Origin of the sequence: Nonomuraea roseoviolacea subsp. carminata, from assembly GCF_024172185.1 — a bacterium.
Lineage (GTDB): Bacteria > Actinomycetota > Actinomycetes > Streptosporangiales > Streptosporangiaceae > Nonomuraea > Nonomuraea roseoviolacea.
Genome location: NZ_JAMZEC010000001.1, coordinates 5,294,329 through 5,319,881 on the forward strand (window position 1 = coordinate 5,294,329; position 25,553 = coordinate 5,319,881).

General features: G+C 72.1%; 23 protein-coding genes and 1 riboswitch. Of the genes, 14 read left to right on the plus strand and 9 right to left on the minus strand.

The features are described 5' to 3' along the window. Positions 1-38: 38 nt before the first annotated feature. Positions 39-590 carry a DUF1707 and FHA domain-containing protein gene (locus HD595_RS24650; protein ID WP_253772878.1) on the minus strand — a complete coding sequence of 184 codons (552 nt, stop codon included), beginning with the start codon at positions 588-590 and terminating at the stop codon, positions 39-41. 109 nt (positions 591-699) lie between these two features. On the opposite strand from HD595_RS24650, the gene HD595_RS24655 reads away from it, so the two are divergent. The 3 genes from HD595_RS24655 to HD595_RS24665 are packed head-to-tail and all read left to right on the plus strand — an operon-like array spanning position 700 to position 4,456. Further along, entirely contained in the window at positions 700-1,212 is a 513-nt protein-coding gene (locus HD595_RS24655; protein ID WP_253772880.1) for a PadR family transcriptional regulator, read from the plus strand. Next, a complete protein-coding gene (locus HD595_RS24660) occupies positions 1,209-1,889 on the plus strand; it encodes an ABC transporter ATP-binding protein (protein WP_253772882.1) in 681 nt (226 codons plus the stop codon). Before HD595_RS24655 ends, HD595_RS24660 begins: the two co-directional genes overlap by 4 nt. After that, on the plus strand, positions 1,886-4,456 hold the full coding sequence (locus tag HD595_RS24665; protein ID WP_253772884.1) for an ABC transporter permease: 2,571 nt from the start codon (positions 1,886-1,888) through the stop codon (positions 4,454-4,456). Before HD595_RS24660 ends, HD595_RS24665 begins: the two co-directional genes overlap by 4 nt. On the opposite strand, the gene HD595_RS24670 is transcribed toward HD595_RS24665, so the two are convergent. Together HD595_RS24670 and HD595_RS24675 are read right to left on the minus strand one after the other, a co-directional pair. Then, positions 4,416-5,777 (minus strand): MFS transporter, encoded by a 1,362-nt coding sequence (locus HD595_RS24670; protein ID WP_253772886.1) that lies wholly within the window; start codon positions 5,775-5,777, stop codon positions 4,416-4,418. The two genes, HD595_RS24665 and HD595_RS24670, sit on opposite strands and share 41 nt — an antisense overlap. Positions 5,778-5,894: 117 nt before the next feature. Next, positions 5,895-6,752, minus strand: coding sequence for a hypothetical protein (locus tag HD595_RS24675; protein ID WP_253772888.1), 858 nt, complete (start codon positions 6,750-6,752; stop codon positions 5,895-5,897). 236 nt (positions 6,753-6,988) lie between these two features. Between HD595_RS24675 and serA the strand changes: the two genes are divergently transcribed. Further along, on the plus strand, positions 6,989-8,578 hold the full coding sequence (gene serA / locus HD595_RS24680; RefSeq protein WP_253772890.1) for a phosphoglycerate dehydrogenase: 1,590 nt from the start codon (positions 6,989-6,991) through the stop codon (positions 8,576-8,578). A 328-nt stretch (positions 8,579-8,906) separates the two neighbouring features. Further along, positions 8,907-9,038, plus strand: a complete 132-nt coding sequence (locus tag HD595_RS46035; protein ID WP_301309588.1) for a hypothetical protein — start codon at positions 8,907-8,909, stop codon at positions 9,036-9,038. A 92-nt stretch (positions 9,039-9,130) separates the two neighbouring features. On the opposite strand, the gene HD595_RS24685 is transcribed toward HD595_RS46035, so the two are convergent. Continuing rightward, positions 9,131-9,946 (minus strand): class I SAM-dependent methyltransferase, encoded by an 816-nt coding sequence (locus HD595_RS24685; protein WP_253772892.1) that lies wholly within the window; start codon positions 9,944-9,946, stop codon positions 9,131-9,133. A gap of 87 nt (positions 9,947-10,033) precedes the next feature. Continuing rightward, positions 10,034-10,723 carry a C40 family peptidase gene (locus HD595_RS24690; protein WP_253772893.1) on the minus strand — a complete coding sequence of 230 codons (690 nt, stop codon included), beginning with the start codon at positions 10,721-10,723 and terminating at the stop codon, positions 10,034-10,036. Between the two features lies 1 nt (position 10,724). After that, positions 10,725-10,869, minus strand: a riboswitch (cyclic di-AMP (ydaO/yuaA leader). Positions 10,870-10,968: 99 nt separating this feature from the next. Between HD595_RS24690 and HD595_RS24695 the strand changes: the two genes are divergently transcribed. The 4 genes from HD595_RS24695 (at position 10,969) to cimA (ending at position 15,878) form a co-directional block, all read left to right on the plus strand. Further along, entirely contained in the window at positions 10,969-12,015 is a 1,047-nt protein-coding gene (locus tag HD595_RS24695) for a 3-isopropylmalate dehydrogenase (protein WP_253772895.1), read from the plus strand. A gap of 186 nt (positions 12,016-12,201) precedes the next feature. After that, the gene (locus tag HD595_RS24700; RefSeq protein WP_253772897.1) at positions 12,202-13,299 is read left to right on the plus strand and encodes a branched-chain amino acid aminotransferase; all 1,098 of its coding nucleotides are present in this window, start codon (positions 12,202-12,204) and stop codon (positions 13,297-13,299) included. Positions 13,300-13,472: 173 nt separating this feature from the next. Further along, the gene (locus HD595_RS24705; protein WP_253772899.1) at positions 13,473-14,117 is read left to right on the plus strand and encodes a DsbA family protein; all 645 of its coding nucleotides are present in this window, start codon (positions 13,473-13,475) and stop codon (positions 14,115-14,117) included. 183 nt (positions 14,118-14,300) lie between these two features. Further along, positions 14,301-15,878 carry a citramalate synthase gene (gene cimA / locus HD595_RS24710; RefSeq protein ID WP_253772901.1) on the plus strand — a complete coding sequence of 526 codons (1,578 nt, stop codon included), beginning with the start codon at positions 14,301-14,303 and terminating at the stop codon, positions 15,876-15,878. A gap of 360 nt (positions 15,879-16,238) precedes the next feature. On the opposite strand, the gene HD595_RS24715 is transcribed toward cimA, so the two are convergent. Next, the gene (locus HD595_RS24715) at positions 16,239-16,805 is read right to left on the minus strand and encodes a TetR/AcrR family transcriptional regulator (protein WP_253772903.1); all 567 of its coding nucleotides are present in this window, start codon (positions 16,803-16,805) and stop codon (positions 16,239-16,241) included. Positions 16,806-16,902: 97 nt separating this feature from the next. Between HD595_RS24715 and HD595_RS24720 the strand changes: the two genes are divergently transcribed. After that, on the plus strand, positions 16,903-17,787 hold the full coding sequence (locus HD595_RS24720; RefSeq protein ID WP_253772905.1) for an NmrA family NAD(P)-binding protein: 885 nt from the start codon (positions 16,903-16,905) through the stop codon (positions 17,785-17,787). A 74-nt stretch (positions 17,788-17,861) separates the two neighbouring features. Here HD595_RS24720 and HD595_RS24725 read toward each other — a convergent pair whose 3' ends face one another. Then, on the minus strand, positions 17,862-19,514 hold the full coding sequence (locus HD595_RS24725) for a heparinase II/III family protein (protein ID WP_253772907.1): 1,653 nt from the start codon (positions 19,512-19,514) through the stop codon (positions 17,862-17,864). A 162-nt stretch (positions 19,515-19,676) separates the two neighbouring features. Here HD595_RS24725 and HD595_RS24730 point away from each other — a divergent pair, with 162 nt between their 5' ends. Both HD595_RS24730 and HD595_RS24735 read left to right on the plus strand, forming a co-directional pair. Then, on the plus strand, positions 19,677-21,089 hold the full coding sequence (locus tag HD595_RS24730) for a hypothetical protein (RefSeq protein WP_253772909.1): 1,413 nt from the start codon (positions 19,677-19,679) through the stop codon (positions 21,087-21,089). A gap of 14 nt (positions 21,090-21,103) precedes the next feature. Next, on the plus strand, positions 21,104-21,700 hold the full coding sequence (locus tag HD595_RS24735) for an HD domain-containing protein (protein WP_253772911.1): 597 nt from the start codon (positions 21,104-21,106) through the stop codon (positions 21,698-21,700). An 18-nt stretch (positions 21,701-21,718) separates the two neighbouring features. Here the strand turns inward: HD595_RS24735 and HD595_RS24740 are convergent, their stop codons facing one another. After that, positions 21,719-22,102, minus strand: coding sequence for an antibiotic biosynthesis monooxygenase family protein (locus HD595_RS24740; RefSeq protein WP_253772914.1), 384 nt, complete (start codon positions 22,100-22,102; stop codon positions 21,719-21,721). Between the two features lie 123 nt (positions 22,103-22,225). Between HD595_RS24740 and HD595_RS24745 the strand changes: the two genes are divergently transcribed. Both HD595_RS24745 and gltX read left to right on the plus strand, forming a co-directional pair. Continuing rightward, a complete protein-coding gene (locus HD595_RS24745) occupies positions 22,226-23,002 on the plus strand; it encodes a fumarylacetoacetate hydrolase family protein (RefSeq protein WP_253772916.1) in 777 nt (258 codons plus the stop codon). Further along, a complete protein-coding gene (gene gltX / locus HD595_RS24750; RefSeq protein WP_308211227.1) occupies positions 22,995-24,368 on the plus strand; it encodes a glutamate--tRNA ligase in 1,374 nt (457 codons plus the stop codon). Before HD595_RS24745 ends, gltX begins: the two co-directional genes overlap by 8 nt. On the opposite strand, the gene HD595_RS24755 is transcribed toward gltX, so the two are convergent. Next, positions 24,262-25,551: an MATE family efflux transporter gene (locus tag HD595_RS24755; protein WP_253772918.1), complete on the minus strand. Its 1,290-nt coding sequence runs from the start codon at positions 25,549-25,551 to the stop codon at positions 24,262-24,264. The two genes, gltX and HD595_RS24755, sit on opposite strands and share 107 nt — an antisense overlap. Positions 25,552-25,553: the final 2 nt, after the last annotated feature.

Below are 25,553 nucleotides of genomic sequence, written 5' to 3' on the forward strand. Positions count from 1 at the left end.
GGAGGCCGGGGGCATCCGCGGGGTGAAGAGGCTCGCGGTCAGGTGGAGGGCAGCCCCGAGCTGAGCAGGAAGCCGCAGTCGCCGAACGAGATCTCGTCGCCCGACTTGACCCGGGCCGGCCCGACGAGCCGCCAGCCGTTGAGCCGGGTGCCGTTGAGCGAGCCGAGATCGACCAGCATCCAGCCGCCGTCGGCCTCGCGGCGCAGCTCGGCGTGGACGCGCGAGACGGTGAGGTCGGACAGGACGAGGTCGCACGCCGCGCCCCGCCCCACCACGTAACGGAGGCGGTCGTCGTCGGGCAGCGCCAGCCGGGGCAGGCGCGGCCGGCGCCAGGCCGCGCGCAGGCCGGTGGTGAAGTCGGAGGCCGAGGCCACCACGTCGGTCACCCGCTGCCGGAACGTCCTGCGGCGCGGCAGGTCGGCCACCAGGCGGTCGAGCTCGTCGCGACTGCGGGCCCGCAGGGCCTGGTCCACCCGGCCGACGAAGGTGTCGTGGGAGATGCGGCCCTCCACGGCCCGGTCGCGCAGCTCGCCGATCGCACGATCACGTTCTCCGTCGGAGGCGCGAAACGGAGGATGCGTCGAGCTCATGTCCCGAGTATCGGGCCAGTGCGCGTTCTCTGTCCAGAAACCGCGCATTCCGCGGGCGTTCGGGCGTCCGGCTTGCGGCGACCATACCGAGTATGCATACTCAGTATTCATGTCGATCAGACACGGACTCCTCGCCCTGCTGAGCAAGGGGCCGCGGTACGGCTATCAGCTCCGGGTGGAATTCGAGGCGTCGACGGGGGCGACCTGGCCGCTCAACATCGGCCAGGTCTACACGACGCTCTCGCGGATGGAGCGCGACGGCCTGGTCGCCCCTGGCGGCACCGACGACCAGGGCCGGGCGGTCTACACGATCACCGAGGCCGGCCGGGACGAACTGGGGCGATGGTTCAGCACCCCCGTCGACCAGGCCGGCCGGCCTCGGGACGAGCTGGTCATCAAGGTGGCCATGGCCGTCGCCATGGGGGGCGTGGACGTCCAGGCCGTCATCCTGGCCCAGCGCATGGCCGCCATGCGGACGCTCCAGGACCTCACGCGGGCCAAGCGGGCCGCCTCGGGCGAGCCGGCCGAACGGCTCGTCCTCGATTCGTTGATCTTCAAGGCCGAGGCGGAACAGCGCTGGCTGGACCACTGCGAGGCCGTTCTCAGGGAGAAGCGCTCATGACTGTGGTGAAGCTGCGGGACGTGACACGCGTCCACGGCGACGTACACGCCCTGAAGGGGGTGAGCCTCGACGTCGCGCGCGGCGAGCTGGTCGCCGTGATGGGACCGTCCGGCTCGGGCAAGTCCACGCTGCTGAACGTGGCGGGCGGCCTGGACCGCCCCACCTCGGGCAGCGTGACCATCGGCGACACCGACGTGGCCACCGTCAAGGACCTGTCGGCGCTGCGCCGCCGCGAGGTCGGTTACGTCTTCCAGGACCTCAACCTCATCCCGTCCCTCACGGCGGCCGAGAACGTCATGCTGCCCCGGGAGCTCGACGGGGTGCGAACGGGCCGGGCACGGACCGAGGCGCTGGACGCCCTGACCGAGGTCGGGGTGCGGGAGGTCGCCGACCGCTTCCCCGAGGAGCTGTCCGGAGGACAGCGGCAGCGGGTCGCCATCGCGCGGGCGCTCGCGGGGGAGCGCCGGCTGCTGCTGGCCGACGAGCCGACCGGCGCGCTCGACACGGCGACCGGCGACGACATCATGCGGCTGCTGCGCGAGCGCTGCGACGCGGGCGCGGCGGTGCTGCTGGTCACCCACGAGCCCCGGTACGCGGCCTGGGCCGACCGGGTCGTCTACCTGCGCGACGGCGAGATCGCCGACGCCGCCGCGGTCCGCCTGGAGAGCGCCCGATGAGCGCCCTGACCGCCGCGCTGCGCCTCTCCCGCAGGGACGCCCGGCGCTTCAAGGGACGCAGCGCCCTGATCGTGGTGATGATCGGCTTACCGGTGCTCGTCTTCACCGCCCTGTTCACCGGGTACCGCACGCTGGAGGTGAGCCCGCTCGAAGGGTTGACGACCCAGCTCGGCGCGGCGGACGCGCGGATCTTCCCCGTGGGCTCCGGCGCCACCCCCATCCGCCAGGACTCCTCCGGCGACATCTGGGAGCTCCGGTCGGACCCGGGCCCGCGCGAGCCACGACCGTGGACGACGGACAGGCTTCGCGCCTCCCTCCCGGGCGCCCGGCTCCTCCCGCTCTGGAGCACCGAGGTGGAGGCGCGCCTGGCCGGCGGCTACGACCGGCTGCGCCTGCTGGAGGGCGATCTGCGCGATCCGATCGCCCGAGGGGTCCGCCGGCTCACCCAGGGCAGGTTCGCCGCCACACAGGACGAGATCGCCATCACGCCGGCGCTGGCGGACGCGGGCGTTCGCATGGGTGAGGTGCTCAAGGTCACCCGGTGGGACCGTCCCCGGAAGGTGGTCGGCATCGCCGTGGACCCGAACCGGCCCGGCGAGATGGAGATCATCGCCCTGCCCGGCTCGATCCTGAAGGATGAGAGCCTCGCCCCCTCCTGGCTCGCCGACACGCCCGCCGCACTCCAGTGGGACGACGTGCGCAGGTTGAACGCCGTGGGCCTGCGGGTCGCCTCCCGCGCCGTCATCGAGGCCCCCGAACCGCCCAGGGACTCCTTCCTCCGGAACGAGCGGCTGGACAGGGAAGCGCTGCTCTGGATCGCCACCATCGTGATCCTCGTCGTCATGGAGACCGTGCTGCTGGCCGGGCCGGCCTTCGCCGTGGGCCTGCGGCGGCGCCGGCGCGAGCTGGCCATGATCGCGGCTCAGGGCGGCTCGGCCGCCCATCTCAGGGCGATCGTGCTGGCGGACGGCCTGGTGCTCGGGGGCGCCGCCGTCCTGCTGGGCGTCCCGCTGGGGATCGGCGGCGCCTGGCTCGCGGCGCCGATCATCGCGCGCTGGGGAACGCCGCTCGGACCACTGGACGTGCCGTGGGGGCAGGTGCTCGGCGTGGCCGCGCTGGGCCTGGTCAGCGGCCTGGTGGCGGCCGTCGTGCCGGCGGTGCAGGCCGCACGGCAGAGCCCGGCCCAGGTGCTGGCGGGCCGCGAGGGCGAGGTCGGTGAGATCCGCGCCAGCGGCGGCCGGCCCGTCCTGGGGCTCGTCCTGGTGCTGCTCGGCCTGGGGGCCACGGCGGCGGGAATGTTCCTGAGCCGCGGCAACACGCTGCCCATCGTCATGGCCTCGGTCATGGTCGTGCTCGGGCTGGTCGCGCTGATGCCGTGGCTGGTCCGGTTCCTGGGGCGGCTGGCCCCCCGGCTGCCCCTGCCGGCCCGGCTGTCCGTGCGCGACGCCGTGCGGCACCGCGTCCGTACGGCGTCGGCCGCGGCGGCGGTCATGGCCGCCACGATGGCGGCGGTCGCGATGGGCGTCGCCGCCGCCAGCGAGAACGCGACCTCCGAGGCGCGTTACCGGCCGCACATGCCCGTCGGCTCCACCAGGGTGATCGCGACGAGCCCGATCGACGACGCGGCCTGGGCCAGGGTGCGGGACGCCGTCCGCCTGCGGCTCCCGGGCGTGGACGTGGCCGCCGGTCAGCGGCTTCGTGACGCCAAGGGGCGGGACGCCTCGGCGATGATCGTGAATGTCGCGCCCGGGTGCCCCCATGAGTGCAGCATCGAAGAGGTGATGATCGGTGACACGCGCCTGCTCGCCTTCCAGCAAGGTCGGCGCGACGACCGCGCCGCGGCAGCCTTGGCGCAGGGCAAGGCCGTCGTCTTCGACCGGACCCTCCTGCGCGAGGGCATGCTCGTGGTGGAAGTGGACGGCGAGGGACAGGACCGCCGCAGGCTCCGGATCCCCGCCGTGACGGCTCAGGGCGCCGACCCGAGACAGCGCGGCGCGGTCGTCTCTCCCACGGTGTTCACCCGGGCGGGCTACACGACGGCCGAGCAGGAGCTGTACGTCCGCTATCGCCCCGCCGACTGGGATCAGTTCGAACGCGACATCAGCGCGGTCGACCGCAGGACGACGTCCGTCACCGAGTTCGGCCGCGACCGCGGCGTCGACCCGATGACGCTGGCGGCCTTCGGGCTGGCCCTGGTCCTCGGACTCGGCGGCACCCTCGCCGCCACCGGCCTGGCCGCCGCCGACATGCGCCGTGACCTCGACACGCTCTCGGCCGTCGGCGCCGCCCGGCGGACCCGCCGGCTCGTCGTGACCGCGCAGGCAGGGTTCGTCGCGGGCGCGGGAGCGCTCGTGGGGCTGGTCGGCGGGTTGGCCGTCGGTGTCGCGCTGGCCTTCCCCGTCGTCCGCACCATCGGGTCAGACGGCGAGTCCCCGACCGACTCCCCCGTCTTCGCGGTCCCGTGGCTCCCCGTCGCCGCCATCGTGCTCGGCCTGCCCCTGCTGGCGGCCCTGGTGGCGGGCGTGTTCACCCGGACGCGCTGGACACCGGCGCGCCGCCTGGCCTGAGCCGGTACTTCAGCGTCATCAGCACCGCCAGGAGCAGCACCAGCGCCGGGATCGCGGTCTCTCCGACGAGGACCGCGGTCACGGCGCTGTCCGGTTGCGCCACCGGCCGGCCGGCGTCCGACTCCACGAACCCGCCCAGCGTCAGCACCCCGCCGAAGATCAACGCACCGAACGAGCTGACCCCGCTCTCGATCGCCGTCCACAGCCCGGTGAACACCCCGGCCCGCCGCCTGCCGGTCGTCTCGGCGTCCACGGCGATCACGTCGGCCAGCATCGAGAACTCCAGGAGCTGGACGCCCGCGTAGCCGAGGCCCACGACCAGCAGCATCGTGTGCGCGTACCAGGAGCCGAACAGCGGCGTGGCGAGGTTGGCCAGCGTGCCGCCGCCGAACAGCAGCCCGGCCAGGATCATCGCGCCGCGCTTGTCGTAGCGCCTGGCCAGCCACACCCAGGCCGGCATGGCCAGCAGCATCGGCCCCACGAACACCGCGAACAGCGTGCTGGTGGTCTTCGGGTCGTCCAGGATGTACGCGGCGAAGTACGGCGCCCCGGCCAGCAGCATGCTGACCGCCATCATCTGCAGGCAGCTCAGCGCGAGCAGCCAGACGAACGCCGCGTTGCCCCGGGCGGCGGCGAACTGCTCGCGCAGGCTCCCCGGGTCGGGCTCGGGCGCGCCGGTCATGGGGGCGCGGGCCGTGCCGAAGAACGAGCCGAGCATCGAGGCCAGCAGCACCGACGCGACGGTCACCGCCATGAGCCGGTAGCTGTCCAGGGTGCCGGCGTGGCCGTCGCTGTTGACGATCGCCGGCGCGACGATGCCGCTGATGACGGTGGCGGCCCCGATGAAGACCATCCGCCACTGCAGCAGCGAGGTCCGCTCGTGGTAGTCGCCGGTCATCTCGGCGGGCATCGCCTTGTAGGGCACCTCGAACAGCGCGTACCCGGTGGCGGCGGCCATGAAGCAGGCCCCGACGTACAGGGCGGCGGGCACACCGGTCAGCGGCGGCCCGGCGAAGACCAGCACGAACGCGACGGGTAACGTGCACGCCCCGGCCAGCAGCCACGGCCGCCGGGGGCCGAGCCGCGAGGTGGTGCGGTCCGACCAGCGGCCGACCAGAGGGTTGATCACCAGGTCCCACACCTTGGGGGCGGCGACCACGGCCCCGGCCAGCCACGCGGGCACCGCCAGGAAGTTGGTCATGTAGTACAGCAGCAGCAGGCCGGGCACGGCGTTGAAGGTGGCCGTGCAGAACGACCCGACGCCATACCCGAGGCGCACGCCCCTGGACACGGTGGGGACGCCGGTGGGCGTTGCGATCATGCCCCTCATCTAAACCGAGCGAGGGCTTGTTCGGTAGGGCCCACTTCCGGCGGACCCGCCCGGCCTGCCGCGAACGCCCGTCCTGCTGCGCAGGCCGGGCCTGCCGCGTACGTCCGGCTAGTCGATCACGTTCGCGCACACCACGTGCGCGCCGATCTCGATCATGCGGCGCTCGCTGCGCGCGTCGGCCACCCGCGCCATCAGGATCGGCGCCCCGCTGGCCGCGAACTGCGGCAGCCGGGCGCGCACCCCGCGGTGCAGGTCGCGCACCACGTCCTCGGCCGCCGACATGTGCACCTTGACGTGCAGCATGATGCCGGGGACGCCGGAGGCGGTGCGGGCCTCGGAGATCCAGACGTGGTGGACCAGCGGGAAGTCCGCCAGCAGGTGCGCGATGGCGCGCCGCAGGGCGGGCAGGATCGGGTGCGTGCAGCGCCGGTAGCCCGGATCGACCTGCTGCATCGGGCCCGACAGGTGCGGGCGCGGCGCGGGGATCCACGGCATGGGCGGGGACTCGGGGGCCGGCGGGGCCACCTGGGCGAGCGCGGGCGCGCCGCGCGACACCGTGGCCATGGCGCCGGTCGCGTACGCGGCGGGGGCGGCGCCCGACAGGACGGGCGTCGGCCCGCTGCGCGTCGAGGTCAGGAACCGCTGCAGGTCGTCGATCGGCACGGCGGCCGCGGCGGGGCCGGCCGCGTCGATGACGATCTCACGCACGCCCGTGACGCGCTGGATGTCGAGAATGGTGTCGGCGTCGCAGGCCGACAGGGAATGGCACCCGCGGTGCCGGGCGTAGGAGCCCGGTCCGGTGTAACCGAGCAGAACCCGATCGCCGGCCTGCGTGGTACCCAGGACGACGGACCGGTCGGGCCGCACGGCCACCAGGACTCCGCCGTCGGCCAGGGCCGCGAGCAGGCGGTGCGGGGTGCCGTGCTGAGCGAGCACGTCGGCGAGCGCAGGATTCCCGATGCTCATATGACGAACCATAGGTAGTGGGCCACGGCTTATCAGGCTAATGGCGAAGAAAACTCCTGAGCAAGACAAAGATGGGCGCGACGTGGATGACCTTGGAGCGGGGCGGGTAGGGCGGCGTCCGTCTCACATTCCGGGTCCCTCGTGAACGCGTTCACAAGCGCGGATAGACTCTGTGGGACTCCGAGGGGCTCGCCGACGTGCCCCTCCAGCCCGCCGCTCGCCGTAAGGATCCACCCGTGACAAAGCCTGTCGTCCTGGTAGCAGAGGAGTTGTCCGAGGCCGGCCTCGCCGTGCTCGGCGCCGACTTCGAGGTCCGCCACACCGACGGCGCCGACCGCTCCCAGCTTCTGCCCGCGCTCGCGGACGTGGACGCGCTGATCGTCCGCTCCGCCACGCAGGTGGACGCCGAGGCGATCGCCGCCGCGCCCAAGCTGCGCGTGGTGGCCCGCGCCGGCGTGGGCCTCGACAACGTCGACGTCGAGGCGGCCACCAAGGCCGGTGTGATGGTCGTCAACGCGCCCACCTCCAACATCACCAGCGCCGCCGAGCAGACCGTCGCCCTCATCCTGGCCAGCGCCCGCAACACGGCGCAGGCCCACGCCGCGCTCAAGAACGGCGAGTGGAAGCGCTCGAAGTACACCGGTGTCGAGCTCGATGAGAAGGTCATCGGCATCCTCGGCCTCGGCAAGATCGGCCAGCTCGTGGCCCAGCGCCTCCAGCCGTTCGGCGTCGAGCTGATCGCCTACGACCCCTACCTGCCGCCGGCCCGCGCCGCGCAGATGGGCGTCAAGCTGGTGAGCCTCGAAGAGGTCATCAAGCAGGCCGACTTCATCACGGTCCACCTGCCCAAGTCCAAGGAGACCCTCGGCCTCATCGGCGACAAGGAGCTGCACGAGGTCAAGCCGTCGGTGCGGATCATCAACGTGGCCCGCGGCGGCATCGTGGACGAGGCGGCGCTCTACTCGGCGATCAAGGAGGGCCGCGTCGCGGGCGCCGGCCTCGACGTCTTCGCCAAGGAGCCCTGCACCGACAGCCCGCTGTTCGAGCTGGACCAGGTCGTCGTGACGCCGCACCTCGGCGCCTCCACCCACGAGGCCCAGGAGAAGGCCGGCACCCAGGTGGCGCGCAGCGTGAAGCTGGCGCTGGCGGGCGAGTTCGTGCCCGACGCGGTCAACGTCCAGGGTGGCGCGGTCGCCGAGGACGTCAAGCCGGGCCTGCCGCTGGCCGAGAAGCTCGGCCGCGTCTTCACCGCGCTGGCCGGCGAGGTGGCCACCAAGCTGGACGTCGAGGTGCGTGGCGAGATCGCCGCGCAGGACGTGCGGGTGCTGGAGCTGGCCGCGCTCAAGGGCGTCTTCACCGACGTGGTCGAGGACTCCGTGACGTACGTCAACGCGCCGCTGCTGGCCAAGGACCGCGGGGTCACGGTCGAGCTGGTGACCAGCTCCGAGAGCCCCGACTGGCGCAACGTGGTGACCGTGCGCGGCGTGCTGGCCGACGGCCGGCAGGTCTCCGTGTCCGGCACGCTGTCCGGTCCGCGGCAGATCACGAAGATCGTCGAGGTCAACGGCTACGAGATGGAGATCGAGCCGACCGAGCACCTGTCGTTCTTCACCTACACCGACCGGCCCGGCGTCGTCGGCGTCGTCGGCCGCCTGCTCGGCGAGCACGGCATCAACATCGCCTCGATGCAGGTGGCCCGTGACGTCAAGGGCGGCAAGGCGCTCATCGCGCTGACCGTCGACTCGGCCATCCCGGCCGACGTGGTCGAGCAGATCGTCGCCGAGATCGGCGCCGACAGCGGCCGCTCGGTGGACCTCGAGGGCTGACGTCCCGAACCGATCCAGAACGGCCGCCGCCGGACCTCATGTGTCCGGCGGCGGTCGTTTTTCGTCTCACGATGCGAGATATTAGGACGTCCAACGAGACAGCCCGATGGCCGGAAGGTACATTGGCTGTCAATGCGCCAGGTTCTCGTACTCATTACCTGCCGCGGCGGGGCCTGTTAGGGCAGGCCGGCGACCCGCCGCGGTGCGTGGCGTTGCGTCGGCCGTCAGTCCCATCGCCCGGTCCGTGATCCGGACCGCGCGCCGCAGGCCCGGGTCGGGTTCGCGACCGGGGTCCGGCCTCCGTCCGTACGACGCCCCGCGAAATGAGATGAGCCACATGTATGAGATGTACGCCTGGAACGGCGCTGAAGAGCACGACGACGAGGCCGCCGAGGCCCTGCAGACCGCGCTGGACCGCCGCGACAACGGCGGCGCCCCGGTGAGCGCCGACTACCGCTAACTGCCGCTGACCATCGCTGACCCGAGCGCCCCGGCCGGGGACCGCCCGCACGGTCCCCGGTCATCCGGTGCGCCCTCCGGCCGGAGGCGCGGTCAGAAGGCCAGCCGGTAGAAGACGGCCATGCTCCGCAGGGTGCGCGACACCCTGGCCAGCGCCGCCGACAGCCGGTGCGACAGCGACAGCCCGGCGAACCCCTCCACGTCGAACGCGCTGAGCGCGGTCACGCACCGGAGCCGTGGACTGATCGACAGCAGGTCCGCGGGGCCCTCGATGCCCCAGCGCATCGTCGCGCCCGCCTTCCGCACGGGCCGGTTGACCACCTGCAGCGCGATGCCGCGGCGGTTGAGGGCGTCGAAGACGAGCTGTCCGGAGGGGAACCCCTCGGCGACGGCCCGCACGAGCGCGCGCCCCTTCTCCCGGTCGAGGTAGTAGAGCAGCCCCTCGGCCACGACCAGCACGGGCCGGTCGCGCGGGACCCGCTCCAGCCAGCCGAGGTCGGTCACCGACGTGCCGATCGTCGTGCAGCCGGGCGGTTCGGGGTAGAGCCGCCGGCGCAGTTCGACGACGTCGGGATAGTCGACGTCGAACCACCGCACGCCGGCGGGCGGCCCGAGCCGGTGCACCCGGGTGTCGAGGCCGCAGCCGAGGTGCAGCACGGTCGCCTCGGGCGTCGTGGCGAGGAACTCCCGCGCCCAGTCGTCGATGAGGCGCGCCCGCAGGGCCACGGACGCGGCCGTGCGCGGGCCCACGCCGACGCGGCGGAAGTCGTGGTCGATCCTGGTGACGGTCTCGGCGGCCATGGTGTCGCCGAGGATCGGCCGGGGCGAGCGGGCGTCCAGCGCCCTGCCGTACAGGGTGGCGAGCAGGGTCGCCTTCTCCTCGCTGAGACGCACCTTTTCGGCAGCCATACGGATCACGCTACGCCCGCGCCGCCGTGCGGGCGGGCCGGCCGCGTTCGAGTGCCGCCCGAACGCGGCCGGCCCGCCGGGCGTGGGTTACAGGATCGTGGCGATGGGCATGGCCGGGGCGGGCTCCTCGGTCGTCGCCTTCCTGGCGGCCCAGGCCTTGACGCCCTTCGGGTCGGGGCGGACGGCGCCGACGAAGGAGGAGCGGCGCCAGGCCGACAGGCGCTCGACCTTGACGACGTCGCCGGTGTGCGGGGAGTGGACCATGTACCCGGGCTTGGAGATCATCCCGACGTGCCCGAGGCCGTGGAAGAAGACGAGATCGCCGGGCTTGAGGTTCTTCCAGGAGATCTTCCGGGAGAACGCGTTGTACTGCTGCGCCGCGGTGCGCGGGAGGGTGATGCCGGCGTGCTGGTAGGCGCGCAGCATCAGGCCGGAGCAGTCGTAGCCGGCGGGGGAGGCGCCGCCCCAGACGTACGGGGTGCCGCGCTTGTCGAGTGCGTACTTGAGCGCCCGTTTCCAGGCGGGGAGGGGGGTCTTCTTCTTGTCGCGGGCGGCCTTGACGTCCGCGCCGGTGAGGGTGACGACCGGCGAGGTCAGCCGGGCGGTGGAGGTGTCCTCCTGCGAGCTTCCGGGGACGGAGGACGAGGCGTTCTGGAACGTTCCATGTGGGGGGAGGAGGGGGGCGCTGGGTCGCGTGGAGGCGAGGGAGACACCGGCCGGGGCGGCGATGGCGATCCCGGCGGTCGCGACGGCGGCGAGCATGGCGAAGCGAGACACGAAGGTCCTTCCATACGGCCTACCGGGTTAGCTGACGGGCTCGGGCCTGGAAGCGGCCCTACGGCGGTGACATGCCGATTCGCCCCATGAGGGGAATGGGTCCCCGGCTCCACGCAACCGCTGCGTGGATTCGGCCCGAGGGACTCTAACGAAACGGTCAAATCAGCGCAATCCCCCTCAAAACGGATGTCCGGTGAGTGAGATGGTGTGTTCGGCAGCCGAGACGACCCGGTAAGGTACCGGCCATGGATTCGCGCGACATTCGCCTGGCAGTGATCCCCGGTGACGGCATCGGCACCGAGGTCGTGGCAGAGGCGCTCAAGGTGCTCGAAGCCGTCGGCACGAAGATCGAGGCCACTCACTACGATCTCGGCGCCGCGCGCTACCACCGCACCGGCGAGACCCTGCCCGACTCCGTTCTGGAGGAGCTGCGCGGCTACGACGCGATCCTGCTCGGCGCGGTCGGCGACCCCAGCGTCCCGCCGGGCATCCTGGAGCGCGACCTGCTGCTGCGTCTGCGCTTCACCTTCGACCACTACGTCAACCTGCGCCCGGTCAAGCTCTACCCGGGCGTCGAGACGCCGCTGGCCGACACCCGCCCCGAGGACATCGACATGATCGTGATCCGCGAGGGCACCGAGGGCCTCTACGCCGGCACGGGCGGCGTCATGCGCGCCGGCACCCCGCACGAGATCGCCACGCAGGAGTCGCTCAACACCGCCCACGGCGTCGAGCGCGTGGTGCGCTACGCCTTCGCCAAAGCGCAGTCAAGGCCGCGCAAGAAGCTCACGCTCATCCACAAGACCAACGTGCTGACCTACGCCGGAGACCTCTGGCAGCGCACGGTCAACCGGGTGGCCGAGGAGTTCCCCGAGGTCACCACCGACTACGCGCACATCGACGCGGCGTCGATGTACTTCGTCAGCCAGCCCGAGCGCTTCGACGTGATCGTCACCGACAACCTCTTCGGCGACATCATCACCGACCTCGGCGCGGCCATCGCGGGCGGCATCGGCCTGGCCGCCAGCGGCAACATCAACCCCGACCGCACCGCGCCCAGCATGTTCGAGCCGGTCCACGGCAGCGCGCCCGACATCGCGGGCCAGGGCAAGGCCGACCCGACCGCCACGATCCTGTCCGCCGCCATGCTCCTCGACCACCTCGGCCGGCACACCGAGGCCGCCCGGATCGAGCAGGCCGTCTCCGAGGACATCCTGGAGCGGCTGAGCGGGTGGGCGAGCCGCACGACCCACGAGATCGGCGACGACATCACCGCGCGAGTATCGAGCTAGGGCCGCCCTAGCTTCACCAGCGCCTGGCGGTCCGACCACGGACCCGCCAGGCGCTTTTCGCATGTTCGGCGGCATAACCACCCCGCTGCCCCCTTGCCATCCCAAATAGCGAGACAATAGGAAGTACGGACTGCCGTCGCGCAGTGCCGCCGGCACCACCCCGTCGTAGAGAGAAGGACCATCGTCATGACCATCGCTCAGAAGCTCAGCTTCGACGTGCAGCTGTCCGACCATGCGCGCACCGCGGCGGAGCGCGAGCAGGTACTGGCGAACCCGGGCTTCGGCGCGACCTTCACCGACCACCTGGTCTCCATCGACTACACCGAGGGCAGGGGCTGGCACGACGCCCGTCTCCAGGCGTACGAGCCGCTCACCCTCGACCCCGCCACGGCGGTCTTCCACTACGCGCAGGAGCTGTTCGAGGGCCTGAAGGCGTACCGGCAGATCAACGGCTCGGTCGTGACGTTCCGCCCGTACGCCAACGCCGCCCGCTTCAACCAGTCGGCGGCCCGCATGGCGATGCCGGAGCTGCCCGAGGAGACGTTCGTCGAGTCGCTGGAGCAGCTCGTGCAGGCCGACCGCGACTGGGTGCCGACCACCGAGGGGCACAGCCTCTACCTGCGCCCGTTCATGATCGCCACCCAGGTGGGGCTGGGCGTCAACTACCCGTCGCGCACCTACAAGTACATGGTGATCGCCTCGCCGGCGGCCTCGTACTTCAGCGGCGGCGTCAAGCCCGTCTCGGTGTGGCTGTCCACCGAGTACACCCGCGCCGCGCCCGGCGGCACGGGCTTCGCCAAGTGCGGCGGCAACTACGCCGCCGCCTTCGTCGCCCAGCGCCAGGCCGTCGAGAACGGCTGCGACCAGGTGGTGTGGCTCGACGCGGCGCAGCACGCGTACGTCGAGGAGATGGGCGGGATGAACCTGTTCTTCGTCATCGGCGGCAAGCTCGTCACCCCCGCGCTGACCGGCACGCTGCTGCCCGGCATCACCCGCGACTCGATCCTCGCGCTCGCCGGCGACCTCGGCCTGGAGGCCGAGGAGCGGCTGATCAGCGTCGAGGAGTGGGCGGACGGCTGCGCGTCCGGCGAGATCACCGAGGTCTTCGCCTGCGGCACGGCCGCGGTCGTCACCCCGGTCGGCTCGGTCAAGGGCGCCGACCGGTCCTGGACGATCGCCGACGGCACGCCCGGCCCGGTCACCCTGCGGGTGCGCGAGGAGCTGCTCGGCATCCAGTACGGCGCCCGCCCCGACATGCGCGGCTGGATCCACAAGGTCCTCTGACCACGTCACCGCCGGCCATCACTGCCGGCCATGTCACCGCGCGACCGGCCCTGGCCCCGGGCCGGTCGCGCCATGCACGCCATGCGCACCATGCACGAAGGCGGATGCCCGATTCAGGGGATTCTCAGGTGATTCCGGTAGGGTCGCGGCGATCGGATCAAGGGACGGGGCGAATGACGAAGAGGGTGGCGGCCGTGCTGGCCGCCTTGGCGGTGCTGGCCGCGCTCGTGGTGTTGCAGACCGTGGCGGGCGACGGGCCGTCGCGGGGCGTGCGGCTGCTGAGGCAGCCCGACGGCAGCATGGTGCTCGCCGACACCGGCGCCAGCGCGCCGGTGCTGGACCTGTACGAGGACTTCGACTGCCCAATCTGCAAGGACCTGCACACGCGGGTGGACGCCACGATCCGCCGCCTGGCCACGGAGGGCAAGGTCAAGGTCGTCTACCACCCGGTCACGATCTTCCAGGACGAGCCCATGCACTCGAACTCCGTCCGCGCCGCCGCCGCGGCCCGCTGCGTCCCCGAGGACAACTGGCTGGCCTTCCGCGACGAGCTGTACAGCATGCAGCCCGCCCCCCACGGCGTGGCCTCCGGCTTCACGCTGGAGGAGCTGGCCAGGGCGGCCCGCCAGGCCGGCGCGTCGGTCGACCAGTGCGTCACCTCCCAGACCTACGCCGAGGACCACCTGAAGCAGAGCGCCAGGATCCGCCTCGAAGGCACCCCCACGGTCGTGCTCGACGGGCAACTGCTCGGCGACGAGGCGTTCGACCCGAAGGCCCTGGAAGCGGCCATCACCGGGGGCTCCGGCGTCACGGTGTGACACCGGGTGTCCAAACCCTGAGACCGATGTGCCGAATGCTGAGTCGGTATGGCAGACTGCTGAGCACCATGTTCTACGGTCTGCTCATTATCGGCAGGCGCGCTGGCTGACACAGGGACATAGCCAGCGCGCAGACCTCTCACGTCCGTGAGGGGTCTTTTTGTTTTCCAGGGAGAGGACACCATGGCCGACGACCGGTTCCACGTCTATGACACGACGCTGCGTGACGGCGCACAGCAGGAGGGGCTCAACCTCACCGTCGCCGACAAGCTCGCTGTCGCGCGCCATCTGGACGGGCTGGGCGTCGGCTTCATCGAAGGGGGCTGGCCCGGCGCCAACCCCAAGGACACAGAGTTCTTCCGGCGGGCTCGGACCGAGCTCGACCTGAAGCACGCGCAGCTAGCCGCGTTCGGCGCGACCCGCCGGGCCGGTGTGAAGGCAGCCGACGACCCATTGGTGGCCGCTCTGCGCGAATCCGGCGCGCCGGTCGTGACCCTTGTCGCCAAGAGCCACGACCGGCACGTGGAGCTGGCCCTCCGCACGACCCTCGAGGAGAACCTCGCGATGATCCGCGACACGGTCTCCCACCTCCGTGCGGAGGGACAGCGAGTCTTCCTGGACGCCGAGCACTTCTTCGACGGCTACAAGTCCAACCCAGCGTACGCCCTCGAAGTGCTCAGGACCGCAGCCGAGGCGGGCGCCGACGTCGTCGCCCTGTGCGACACCAACGGCGGCATGCTGCCCGACGAGCTGGCCGACGTGGTCCACGCGGCCGCGCTGACCGGCGCCCGCGTCGGCATCCACTGCCACGACGACACGGGCTGCGCGGTCGCCAACACCCTGGCCGCGGTCAAGGCCGGCGCCACCCACGTGCAGGGCTGCGCCAACGGCTACGGCGAGCGCTCCGGCAACGCCAACCTGTTCACCGTGGTCGCCAACCTCCAGCTCAAGCGCGGCTTCGACCTCGTGCCGCCGCAGGCGCTGGCCGACATGACCCGCATCGCCCACGCGATCACCGAGGTCACCAACGTCACGCCCAACTCCCACGCCCCGTACGTCGGCGCGTCGGCCTTCGCCCACAAGGCCGGCCTGCACGCCAGCGCCATCAAGGTCGACCCCAACCTCTACCAGCACATCGACCCTGCCCAGGTGGGCAACGACATGCGCATGCTGGTCTCCGACATGGCGGGCCGCGCCTCGGTCGAGCTGAAGGGCCGCGAGCTGGGCTACGAGCTGACCCCCGAGCACACCAAGACCCTGGTCGAGCGGGTCAAGGACCTGGAGTCCCAGGGCTTCACCTTCGAGGCGGCCGACGCCTCCTTCGAGCTGCTGCTGCGCGACACCGTCCACGGCGAGCGGCGCCGCCACTTCGAGGTCGAGTCGTGGCGCGTGATCGTCGAGCGCACCAAGGGCGGCGAGCTGGTCAGCGAGGCCACGGTCAAGCTGCACGCCAAGGGCGAGCGCATCGTCGCCACGGGCGAGGGCAACGGCCCCGTCAACGCGCTGGACAAGGCGGTGCGCCTCGGGCTGGAGAAGCTCTACCCCGAGCTGGCCAGGCTGGAGCTCATCGACTACAAGGTGCGCATCCTGGAGGGCACGCACGGCACGGGCGCGGTCATCCGCGTGCTCATCACCTCCAGCGACGACACGGCCGAGTGGGCCACGGTCGGCGTCGCCGAGAACATCATCGACGCCTCCTGGCAGGCGCTGGAGCAGGCGGTCACCTACGGCCTGCTGCGCGCGGGCCGCGAGCCCGACTGACACCGGCTTCAGACTGGGCAAGCTCAGGGGCGAAAAGCACGGTCCTCCGCAGGGGGCGCTTCGCGCCATGAGCTCCGGGCAGCGCCCTGTGGGGGCCGAGCCCCCACACCCCCCACCTGGGGGTCTCCCGACCCCCAAGACCCCCGGTCGTACGCCCGATCACGCCAAGATGTTCCGGGCGCCGGTAGCACGGTATGGAGTGAGCCGGGGGAACGCGGCAGGGAGTGAGCCGGTGGAGCACGGCGGGTGGAGAGCCCATGGTGGCCGCGGAGTCTCGGCTGCGTGGTCATGGGCAACGGGGCGAGGCGCGGACGGCACGGTCGGCACTCCACTTGACCTCGTCCGGTGTGAGCGACCAGGTCAGGCCGGGCGCGTGGTGGCGAGGCCGGCCAGGGTGAGGGTGATGAGGCGGTCGGCCTCGGCCGCGGAGCGGTGCTCGTGGAGCGAGGCCGCCGCGGTCGTCAGCGCGATGATGTCGTCGCCCGTCGCGTCGGGGCGTACGGCGCCCGTTTCGCGGGCGCGGGCGACGAGTCGTTCTCCGATGTCGGCCATGCGCCGGCAGGAGGCGTGCAGTTCGGATGTCTCGTCGTCCAGGCCGTCGGCGAGGAGGGCGGCCAGGCCGCTGTAGGCGGCGGCGTGCGCGGTGGCCGCGCGGACCCAGGTGGCGAGCGCGTCCGGCGCGGGGTGGGCCAGGAGCCGGTCGCCGAGGTCGAACAGGCCCTCGTTGCGTTCACGCAAGAGCGCGCCGACCAGGGCCCGGCGGGTGGGGAAGTGGCCGTAGAGGGTGCCGATGGCGACGCCGGCGCGGCGGGCGACGCTCTCCAGGCTGGACTCGATGCCTCCTTCCCGGAAGGCCGCGTCGGCCTCGGCCAGCAGGCGTTCGTAGTTGCGGCGGGCGTCGGCGCGGGGCCGGCGGGTGGTGGTCATGTGGAGTCCCTGTTAATTCGAGGCAGCCTCAGTATAGTTTAGTCGAGGCTGCCTCAGAATACTGTGGGCCGCCTGCCCTCTCCTGGACGGAATTGACATGATCTTGGTTACCGGGGCCACCGGATCGATCGGACGCCACCTCGTACGCCTGCTGCGCGACCAGGCCACACCCTTCCGCGCGCTGGTCCGCGACGAGGCCAGGGCGAGCGGCCTGGGTTGCGACGTCGTCGTGGGGGACTTCGACGACCCGGCCTCGCTGATCCCCGCCATGGAGGGGATCGACCGGCTGTTCCTCAACGCGGGCGGAGCCCAGCCCGTGGCCGGCGAGCAGCCGATGATCCGCCGGCAGAAGGCGGCCATCGACGCCGCGCGCGCCGCCGGCGTCTCGCAGGTGGTGAAGGTGTCGGTCTGGCACGCCCGGCGCGGCGGCCGGCTGGCCGAGGGCGCGCACTGGGAGGTCGAGGAGTACCTCAAGGGGTCCGGTCTCGGCTGGACGATGCTTCAGCCCAGCGGGTTCATGCAGAACTTCATCACCGGGGCCGGCGCCTTCTCCGCCGACGGGAGGCTCGTCGACCCCTACGCGGGCGCCCCGGTGTCGTACATCGACTGCCACGACATCGCCGCCTGCGCCGCCGCGCTGCTCACCGGATCACGCGCCCCAGGGGAGACGCACGTGCTGACCGGACCGCGGGGGCTGACTCATGCTCAGATCGCGGAGGAGCTCTCGGCGGTGCTGGGCCGGACCGTCGGGTGCGTCGCGCTGCCTCCGGAGGAGCTGGCCGCGGTGCTGCGGGCCCGGGGGCTGCCCGCGTCCTTCGCCGACGACGTCGCCGAGCTGTCCCGGCAGGTCGCGTCCGGCTACCTGGCGGCCACGACGACGGCCGTCCAGGAGCTCACGGGCCGCCCGCCGCGTACGTTCGCGCAGTTCGCGGCCGCCAACGCGGAGGCGTTGCGGACCGGGCTCGCCGCCGTGACAAGCTGAGACGACCTGAGACGACCTGAGACGAGCCCGCGGTCGCGCGGGCCCCTCAGAGCGGGCTTCTCAGAGCGGGCCGGTCAGAGCAGGCCGGCCGAGAAGGACACGCCCTCGACCTTGACCTTGCCGCCCGAGCACGACACCTTCGGGTCGTCCGTGCCCGGCACGATCACCGTCAGCAGCGACGCGGCGTCCGGCGACACGACGACGGACGTCGGCAGCTTGGACAGGTAGGTCGGCGACACCCAGCCCAGCTTCCCGCCGCGCTCCACCTTCTGCCCGCCCACCGGGCGGCAGGACGGGCCGAACTGGAGCATCGTCACCCGGAACTTGCCGTCGGCCAGCACCACCCGGCCGCCCTCGTTCGAGACGACCTTGAGCGACGGGGCGAACCGCCACAGGTTGCGCACCTTCTTGCCGCCCGCCGCCGTGTCGAGCACCGCCATCAGGTCGTCGCCGTGGTTGACGAGCACCGACCGGGTGCGGGCCGTCCCGTACGCCTTGTCGGTCAGGCGGAACGCCTGCCGGTCGGCGCCGATCACCGACTTGGTCAGCTTGCTGGCCGTGCGCGGCCGGAACCGCTGCCCGACGACCGTGGGGACGTTGTGCGCCTCGGGGGAGAGCGTCCAGTAGCGGTAGGCGCTCTTCTCGTAGGAGTGGAAGCCGGCGTCCATGAGGATGTCGCGGCCGTGCGCGTAGTACGTCACGCCCAGGTGGTCCTCGTGGCCGTGGAACTTCAGGCCGGGGCCGAACCTGATCGAGTAGTACGCGGAGTCGGGCTTGTTCCAGGCGGTCCGGCCGTAGACGTAGCCGGCCCGGTAGACCTTGACCTCCTGCTTGGGCGTGCCCGTCTCCACCCGCGGCTCGGTCTCGGCGCTGCCGTCGCCGAGGGGTGCCATGTAGCCGTTGGGCATGGTGGAGTGGGCGATGAAGTCCTTGAGGGCGTCGGCCCGGCGGGAGATGTCGGCCGGCACCCTGCGCCCGCAGTCCTTCATGTTGGCGATGGCCACCTGGAGCCGGCCGTACACGTAGACGGCGTAGCGCGGAGCCTGCTCCATGAGCGCACCCTGCGAGTCCACGTCGAGCTTGACGGTGCCGGTCAGGCGCCTGGAGGCCAGGCTCGCCCAGTCGGAGCGGCCGTAGCGGCAGCCGATGCCCATGAGCGCGATGTCCTGGTCCATCCCGTGGTTGTGGCCCTTCTTGTAGAGCCTCGGGTCGGCCAGCAGTCGGGCGTGGTCGGCCAGGCTGTCCTTCAACCAGGAGTCCTTGACGTGCATGCTCAGGCAGACCAGCGCCTGCGAGCGCAGGGAGACAGGGTGGTCCTTCCAGGCGTACGCCGGCGTGCCGCGGGCGCCGCGCCGGTTGCTCGCCACCCAGTCCTTGGTGATCTCCTTGGCGCGGTCCAGGTAGCGCTCGTCGCCGCTGTTCTCGTAGGCCACGACGAGCGTGCCCATCCAGCGCAGCGACTGGAAGACGAACTCCCACGAGCGGTTCCGGTACGGGCTGGCGGCCCAGTTGATCTTGCTGCCGAGCTTGTACGGCGGCAGGCCGACCAGGGAGATCTCGCCCCGCATGACCTCGTCGGCCGTCGGCGTGGCGGGCAGCCAGTCGCCCTGGCACTGCGCGGTCCGCTTCACCTTCTCCGCCCCGTCCGTGGGCGTGTCGGCGTACGCGGAACGTGCCAGCCCGCACAGGAGAAGCAGGGAGGCGAGGGAGATCGCGAGGCGGCGCACGCCGGTTTCCTTCCGGACCACGAAATGGGGGCGGAACATGCTGTCCGAATCGCGATCAACCGGTCAAGTCGGGCGACAGAGCGGGTGCCAGATCGTTAGCGGCCCGATAGCTGTTCGCCCTTTGTATCCTGTTTGCTCGCCGAGAGGCTGGGGAGGCCGCTGATGTCGTTGGTACGCGCGCACGGGGCGTTCCTCCTTGCCGTGCTCGCCGGGGTCGTGCTGCGCGGCCTCGCCCTCCTCGGCTACCGGCCGGCGATCTGGTTCTGGGCCGACTCCTTCGCCTACCTCAACGCCGCGCTCGACCCGCGCCCGCTGGAGTCGCGCACGTCCGGCTACTCGTTCTTCCTGTGGGCGCTGCGCCCGCTGTCGAGCATCGAGGCGGTCGTGGTCGTGCAGCACCTGCTCGGGCTCGGCATCGGCGTCATGGTGTACGCGCTGCTGCGCCGCCGCCTGCCCGGCTGGGCCGCGGCCCTGTTCGCCCTGCCGGTGCTCGTCGACGCGTACCAGATCCAGCTCGAACACATGATCATGGCCGATCTGCTGTTCGTGTTCCTCACCATGGCCGCGGTGACCCTGGTCCTGTGGCGGCCCCGCCCCTCGGCGGGCACGGCCGCCGCGGCCGGGGTCCTGCTGGCCGCCGCCACCGTCACCCGCACGATCGGGCTCCCGCTGATCGCCGTGGTCGCGGTCGCGCTGCTGCTGCGCCGCGCCGGCTGGCGCGCCGTCGCCGCGCTCGCCGTGGCCGCCGCGATCCCGCTCGCCGGTTACGCCTCGTGGTTCGCCTCCGTGCACGGCACGTTCGCGCTGAGCCGCGGCGGCACGTTCCTGTGGGCGCGCACGCTGACCTTCGCCGACTGCGCGCGCATCCAGCCGGACCTGCCGCGGCTCTGCCCGAAGGAGCCGCCGGGGCAGCGCCGTCAGCCGCCCGAGTACATCTGGGACGCCGACTCGCCGATCACCACGATCAAGGGCGGCAACGCCGCGCGCGACGAGGCCGCCGGCCGCTTCGCCCGGCAGGCGATCCTCGCCCAGCCCCTCGACTTCCTCGCCGCGGGGCTCGCCGACTCGGCGCACATCTTCAGCTGGGAGCGCTGGGTGTACCCGGTGGACGGGCCGCAGAGCGCCTACTCCTTCCCCGAGCGTGTCCCGCCGTTCAAGGACGTGCCTGCCTCCAGGGACCGCACCGCCGCCGAGATCACCACCGACTACCAGGGCGCCTCCGGCCAGACCGCGGTCGTCGAGCCCTACGCGGGCCTGATCCGCGGCTACCAGGGGTGGGGCTTCCTGCGGGGGCCGCTGCTCGGGGCGCTCCTGCTGGTCGGCCTGGCCGGGGTCGTGATCAGGTGGCGGTCACTGGGCGGCGACGTGCTGCTGCCCTGGGCGGCCTCGGTGACGCTGCTCCTGCTGCCCGTGCTCATCGCCGCCTTCGACCACCGGTACGTGCTGCCCGGCGTGCCGCTCGCCTGCCTCGCGGCCGGCCTGGCGCTCGCCCGCCGCACGCCGCGCGCGGAGGAGGCGGACGCCACGCCGGGCCGCGCGGGCGCCGCCGCCCAGCCCGCCGGCCGCACCCGGTGAGCCATGATGACCCCATGAAGCTGAACGACCTGGTGATCCCCGACACCGCCGCCTGCCGCGGCGCGCTGGAGGTGGCGGCCAGATACCACACGCCCTCGCTGCTGAACCACTCCGTCCGGGCCTACCTGTGGGCCGCCGCCTACGCCAGGACACACGGCATCGGCTTCGACGCGGAGCTGCTCTACGTCTCCGCCATGCTCCACGACCTCGGGCTGACCGCCGAGTTCGACAGCCACACCGTGCCGTTCGAGGAGGCGGGCGGACACGTGGCGTGGGCGTTCTGCGCGGGCGCCGGCTGGTCGCGCGAGCGCAGGCAGCGCGCCCTCGAAGTGATCGTCCGGCACATGTGGGACGAGGTGTCCCTGGACGAGGACCCCGAGGGGCACCTGCTGGAGCTGTCCACGGGCATGGACATCTCGGGCCGGCGCACCGAGGAGATCCCGCCCGGCCTGCGGGAGGAGGTCCTGGCCCGGCATCCGCGCCTGGACATCGCCAAGGAGTTCGCCGCCTGCATCGCCGAGCAGGGCGAGCGCAAGCCGTCCAGCCTGGCGGGCGGGTTCGTCCGGTCGGGGGTCGCGGAGCGCATCGCCCGCAACCCCCTCGACGCCTGACGATCCCGGACGCGCCGGCTACGACTTCGGGCCGGCGCTCTGCACCACCTCGAAGGACCACACCTCCGAGCCCGAGGCGGCCGGCCCCTGCCCGTGGCCGTGTCCCTGTCCCTGTCCCTGCCCTGGGCCCTGCTCCTGCCCGCCGGCGCGGCCCGCGTCGGCGGCGGCCTGGGCGTGGCCCCGCTGGAACGCCATGCCCTTCTGCCAGTTCTGGAAGTCGTCCTCGCTGCGCCAGCGGGTGTACACCAGATAGCGGTCGGTGCCCTCGACCGGCCGCAGCAGCTCGAACCACTCGAACCCGTCGGACGACTCGACCATCCCCGCCCGGTTGGCGAACCGGCGCTCCAGCTCCTCCCGCATCTCGGCGGGAACCGTCAGCACATTGATCTTCACGACGGACAACGCGACCCCTCTCGCGGCAGCTCACCGCACCGGGCGCCCCGTCGCGACCCGGTGCCGTTGCCAGGCTAACCCGCCGCACCTCCGGGGGGCGGACCGGCTCGGCGGCGGCGATAGCCTTGTCGGGTGCGTATAGCGAGGTTCTCCACAGGCGAAGGCGTCACGTTCGGCGTGGTCGAGGGCGGACCGGGCGAGGAGTTCGTCTCCGCCATCACCGGTCACCCGTTCGGCGAGGTCCAGTTCACCGGCGAGCGATACCCGCTGTCCCAGGTGAAGCTGCTGGCCCCCATGCTGCCGAGCAAGGTGGTCGCCATCGGCCGCAACTACGCCGAGCACGCCCGCGAGCTGGGCAACGAGGTGCCCGACGAGCCGCTGATCTTCATGAAGCCGTCCACCTCCGTCATCGGCCACGGCGAGGCCATCGCCTACCCCACCTCGCTGTCCCACCGGGTCGACTACGAGGGCGAGCTGGCCGTGGTCATCGGGCGGCTGTGCCGCGAGGTCCCGGTCGAGCGGGTCAAGGACGTCATCTTCGGCTACACCTGCGCCAACGACGTGACGGCCCGCGACCTGCAGAAGCGCGACGTGCAGTTCACGCGCGCCAAGAGCTTCGACACGTTCTGCCCGCTGGGCCCGTGGATCCGCACCGACCTCGACCCGGCCGACCTCGCGCTCACCACGACGGTCAACGGCGAGGTGCGCCAGAGCGGCCGCACCAGCCAGCTCATCCACGACATCCCCGCGCTCGTCGCCTACGTCAGCGCGGTCATGACCCTGATCCCCGGCGACGTGATCCTGACCGGCACCCCGGCGGGCGTCGGCCCGGTCGAGATCGGCGACGAGGTCAGCGTCGGCATCGAAGGCATCGGCACTCTGACGAACAAGGTGGTCGCTCGTGACTGACATACGGGTGCGGTTCGCCCCGTCCCCCACCGGCATGTTCCACGTGGGCGGCGCCCGTACGGCGCTGTTCAACTGGGCGCTGGCCGAGCAGGCTGGCGGCCGGTTCGTGCTGCGCGTCGAGGACACCGACGCCACGCGCAACCGGCCCGAGTGGACCGAGGGCATCATCTCGGCGCTCGACTGGATCGGCATCAACGGCACCAACCCGGCGTTCGAGGGCCCCTACTTCCAGTCGGCGTACGAGCCGCAGCACCGCGAGGCCGTGGCCAAGCTGCTGGCCGACGGCAAGGCGTACTACTGCGACTGCACCCGCGAGCAGCTCGTCGCCCGCACCGGCTCCGAGCACCGCGGCTACGACGGCCACTGCCGCGAGCGCGGCCTGACCGAGGGCGCGGTCCGCTTCCGCACCCCCGACGAGGGCGTCACGGTGGTCGACGACCTGATCCGCGGCCGGGTGGAGTTCCCCAACGACGCCCAGGAGGACTTCGTCATCGCCCGCACCGACGGCTCGCCCCTCTACGTGCTGGCCAACGCGGTCGACGACATCACCCAGGCCATCACCCACGTCGTACGCGGCGAGGAGCACCTGGGCAACGCGGCCAAGCAGGAGCTGCTGTGGCCCGCGCTCGGCGCGACGCCGCCGGTGTGGGCACACCTGCCGGTCATCGTCAACGAGCAGCGCAAGAAGCTGTCCAAGCGGCGCGACAAGGTGGCGCTGGAGGACTACCGCGAGGAGGGTTACCTGGCCGAGGCCATGGTCAACTACCTCATGCTGCTCGGCTGGGGCCCCGGCGACGACCGCGAGATCATGCCGTGGTCGGAGATGGTGCCGCTGTTCCGCCTGGAGGACGTCAACAGCTCCAGCGCGTTCTTCGACGAGAAGAAGCTGCGCGCCTTCAACGGCGAGTACATCCGGGCGCTGCCGATCCACGTGTTCGAGGAGCGCTGCTCGCCCTACCTCGACCCCGAGTGGGACCGCGAGACCTTCAGCAAGGTCGCCGCGCTCGCCCAGACGCGCATCACGGTGCTGTCGGAGATCCGGCAGAACGTCGACTTCCTCTTCCTCGACCAGCCGGTGTTCGACCAGGCGTCCTGGGACAAGGCGATGAAGAACTCCCCGGTCGAGATCCTCACCGGCTACCTGGAGCGCCTCGACACGGTGAGCTGGGACCCCGAGTCGCTGAAGGAGGCGCTGGAGGAGGTGGGCGCCGCCCACGGCCTCAAGCTGGGCAAGGCGCAGGCCCCCGTCCGCGTGGCGGTCACCGGCCGGACGGTCGGTCTTCCGCTGTTCGAGTCGATCGAGGTGCTCGGCCGCGAGCGGAGCCAGGAGCGGCTGCGCGCGGCGCTAGCGCGCCTGCGAGGCTGACGGCCGCCCCGGCGGCCATCGCCAGCCACACCCCGGTGACGCCGGCGTGCGCGCTCAGCGCGTACGCCAGCGGCACCTGCACGCCGAACCCGGCCAGCGTGGCGGCCAGCAGCCGGCCGCCCCTGCCGCTCGCCTGGAGCACCCCGCCGACGGCGATGAGCCCGCCGAAGGGCACCAGGTAGAGGGTCATCCAGCGCAGGAAGCTCACGGCGGGCCCCGGGTCCGCCGTGAAGAGCGCGGCGGCGGGCGCCGCCACGACGTTCACCGCGAGGGCCACGGCCGCCCCGGCGCCGAGGCCGAGCAGCAGCGGCGAGCCGGCCGGCTCGGAGCGCGCGGTGCGGATCATCGCGGCCTGCCGCAGCGCGTAGAACACCATGACGCCGGCGAGCATGATCTTCTGGCCGATGCCGTAGCCGGCCAGCTCCCGCGTGCCGAACCCGGCCACGAGGTCGACCAGCGCCATGCCCACGGCCGAGCGGGCGAGGAAGTCGCCGGACATCGGCAGCCCGGTCCGCACCACGTCCCACGCGACCGCCGCGCCCCCGTCCCCGTTCGCGTCCCCACCCGCTTCGCCGACCGGGGACGGCGACTGGATGAGGCGGCGCGAGGTCGCCAGCGCCACGACCAGGGTCAGCAGCCGGGCCGCCACGGTCGCCAGCGCGGCCCCCTGCACTCCCAGGTCCAGCCCGTAGATGAACAGCGGGTCCAGCGCGACGACCAGCACGTTGCAGAGGATGGCGTGCCGCATCGGCCGCCGGGTGTCCCCTCGGCCCTTGAGGATGCCGTCCACGACGGTCTGGGCGAAGTACACGGGCAGGCCGCCGAGCGAGACCAGGAAGAAGCCGGCCGTGAGCCGCCAGTCGTCGGCGAACAGCGCGGCCAGCGGCTCGCGCAGCAGCACGCCCGGCACCGCGATCGCGACCGACAGGACCGCCCAGAGGGCCCAGCCGGCGCGGACGACGGGCGTGACGGGCGCGTGCCCGTCGCGGCGGCCGACCAGCACCGTGACGCCCGTCGGGACGGCCAGGAAGAGGCCGTAGGCCAGGTACTCGACGGTGGTGCCCACGGTCACGGCGGCGACCGCGGCCTCGCCGAGGCCGGAGACCCACAGCAGGTCGATCAGGCCCACCGCCACGACGGCCGTCAGCAGTTCCACGTACACGGGCATCGCCAGCCGGATCATCA

Coding starts and splice junctions, on each gene's coding strand:
- HD595_RS24730 (WP_253772909.1), top strand. CDS start 19,677: ATGTCGTTGGTACGCGCGCACGGGGCGTTCCTCCTTGCCGTGCTCGCC.
- HD595_RS24695 (WP_253772895.1), top strand. CDS start 10,969: ATGGATTCGCGCGACATTCGCCTGGCAGTGATCCCCGGTGACGGCATC.
- HD595_RS24720 (WP_253772905.1), top strand. CDS start 16,903: ATGATCTTGGTTACCGGGGCCACCGGATCGATCGGACGCCACCTCGTA.
- HD595_RS24665 (WP_253772884.1), top strand. CDS start 1,886: ATGAGCGCCCTGACCGCCGCGCTGCGCCTCTCCCGCAGGGACGCCCGG.
- HD595_RS24670 (WP_253772886.1), bottom strand. CDS start 5,777: ATGATCGCAACGCCCACCGGCGTCCCCACCGTGTCCAGGGGCGTGCGC.
- HD595_RS24735 (WP_253772911.1), top strand. CDS start 21,104: ATGAAGCTGAACGACCTGGTGATCCCCGACACCGCCGCCTGCCGCGGC.
- HD595_RS46035 (WP_301309588.1), top strand. CDS start 8,907: ATGAGCCACATGTATGAGATGTACGCCTGGAACGGCGCTGAAGAGCAC.
- HD595_RS24650 (WP_253772878.1), bottom strand. CDS start 590: ATGAGCTCGACGCATCCTCCGTTTCGCGCCTCCGACGGAGAACGTGAT.
- HD595_RS24660 (WP_253772882.1), top strand. CDS start 1,209: ATGACTGTGGTGAAGCTGCGGGACGTGACACGCGTCCACGGCGACGTA.
- HD595_RS24755 (WP_253772918.1), bottom strand. CDS start 25,551: ATGATCCGGCTGGCGATGCCCGTGTACGTGGAACTGCTGACGGCCGTC.
- HD595_RS24700 (WP_253772897.1), top strand. CDS start 12,202: ATGACCATCGCTCAGAAGCTCAGCTTCGACGTGCAGCTGTCCGACCAT.
- HD595_RS24685 (WP_253772892.1), bottom strand. CDS start 9,946: ATGGCTGCCGAAAAGGTGCGTCTCAGCGAGGAGAAGGCGACCCTGCTC.
- cimA (WP_253772901.1), top strand. CDS start 14,301: ATGGCCGACGACCGGTTCCACGTCTATGACACGACGCTGCGTGACGGC.
- HD595_RS24715 (WP_253772903.1), bottom strand. CDS start 16,805: ATGACCACCACCCGCCGGCCCCGCGCCGACGCCCGCCGCAACTACGAA.
- HD595_RS24675 (WP_253772888.1), bottom strand. CDS start 6,752: ATGAGCATCGGGAATCCTGCGCTCGCCGACGTGCTCGCTCAGCACGGC.
- HD595_RS24655 (WP_253772880.1), top strand. CDS start 700: ATGTCGATCAGACACGGACTCCTCGCCCTGCTGAGCAAGGGGCCGCGG.
- HD595_RS24705 (WP_253772899.1), top strand. CDS start 13,473: ATGACGAAGAGGGTGGCGGCCGTGCTGGCCGCCTTGGCGGTGCTGGCC.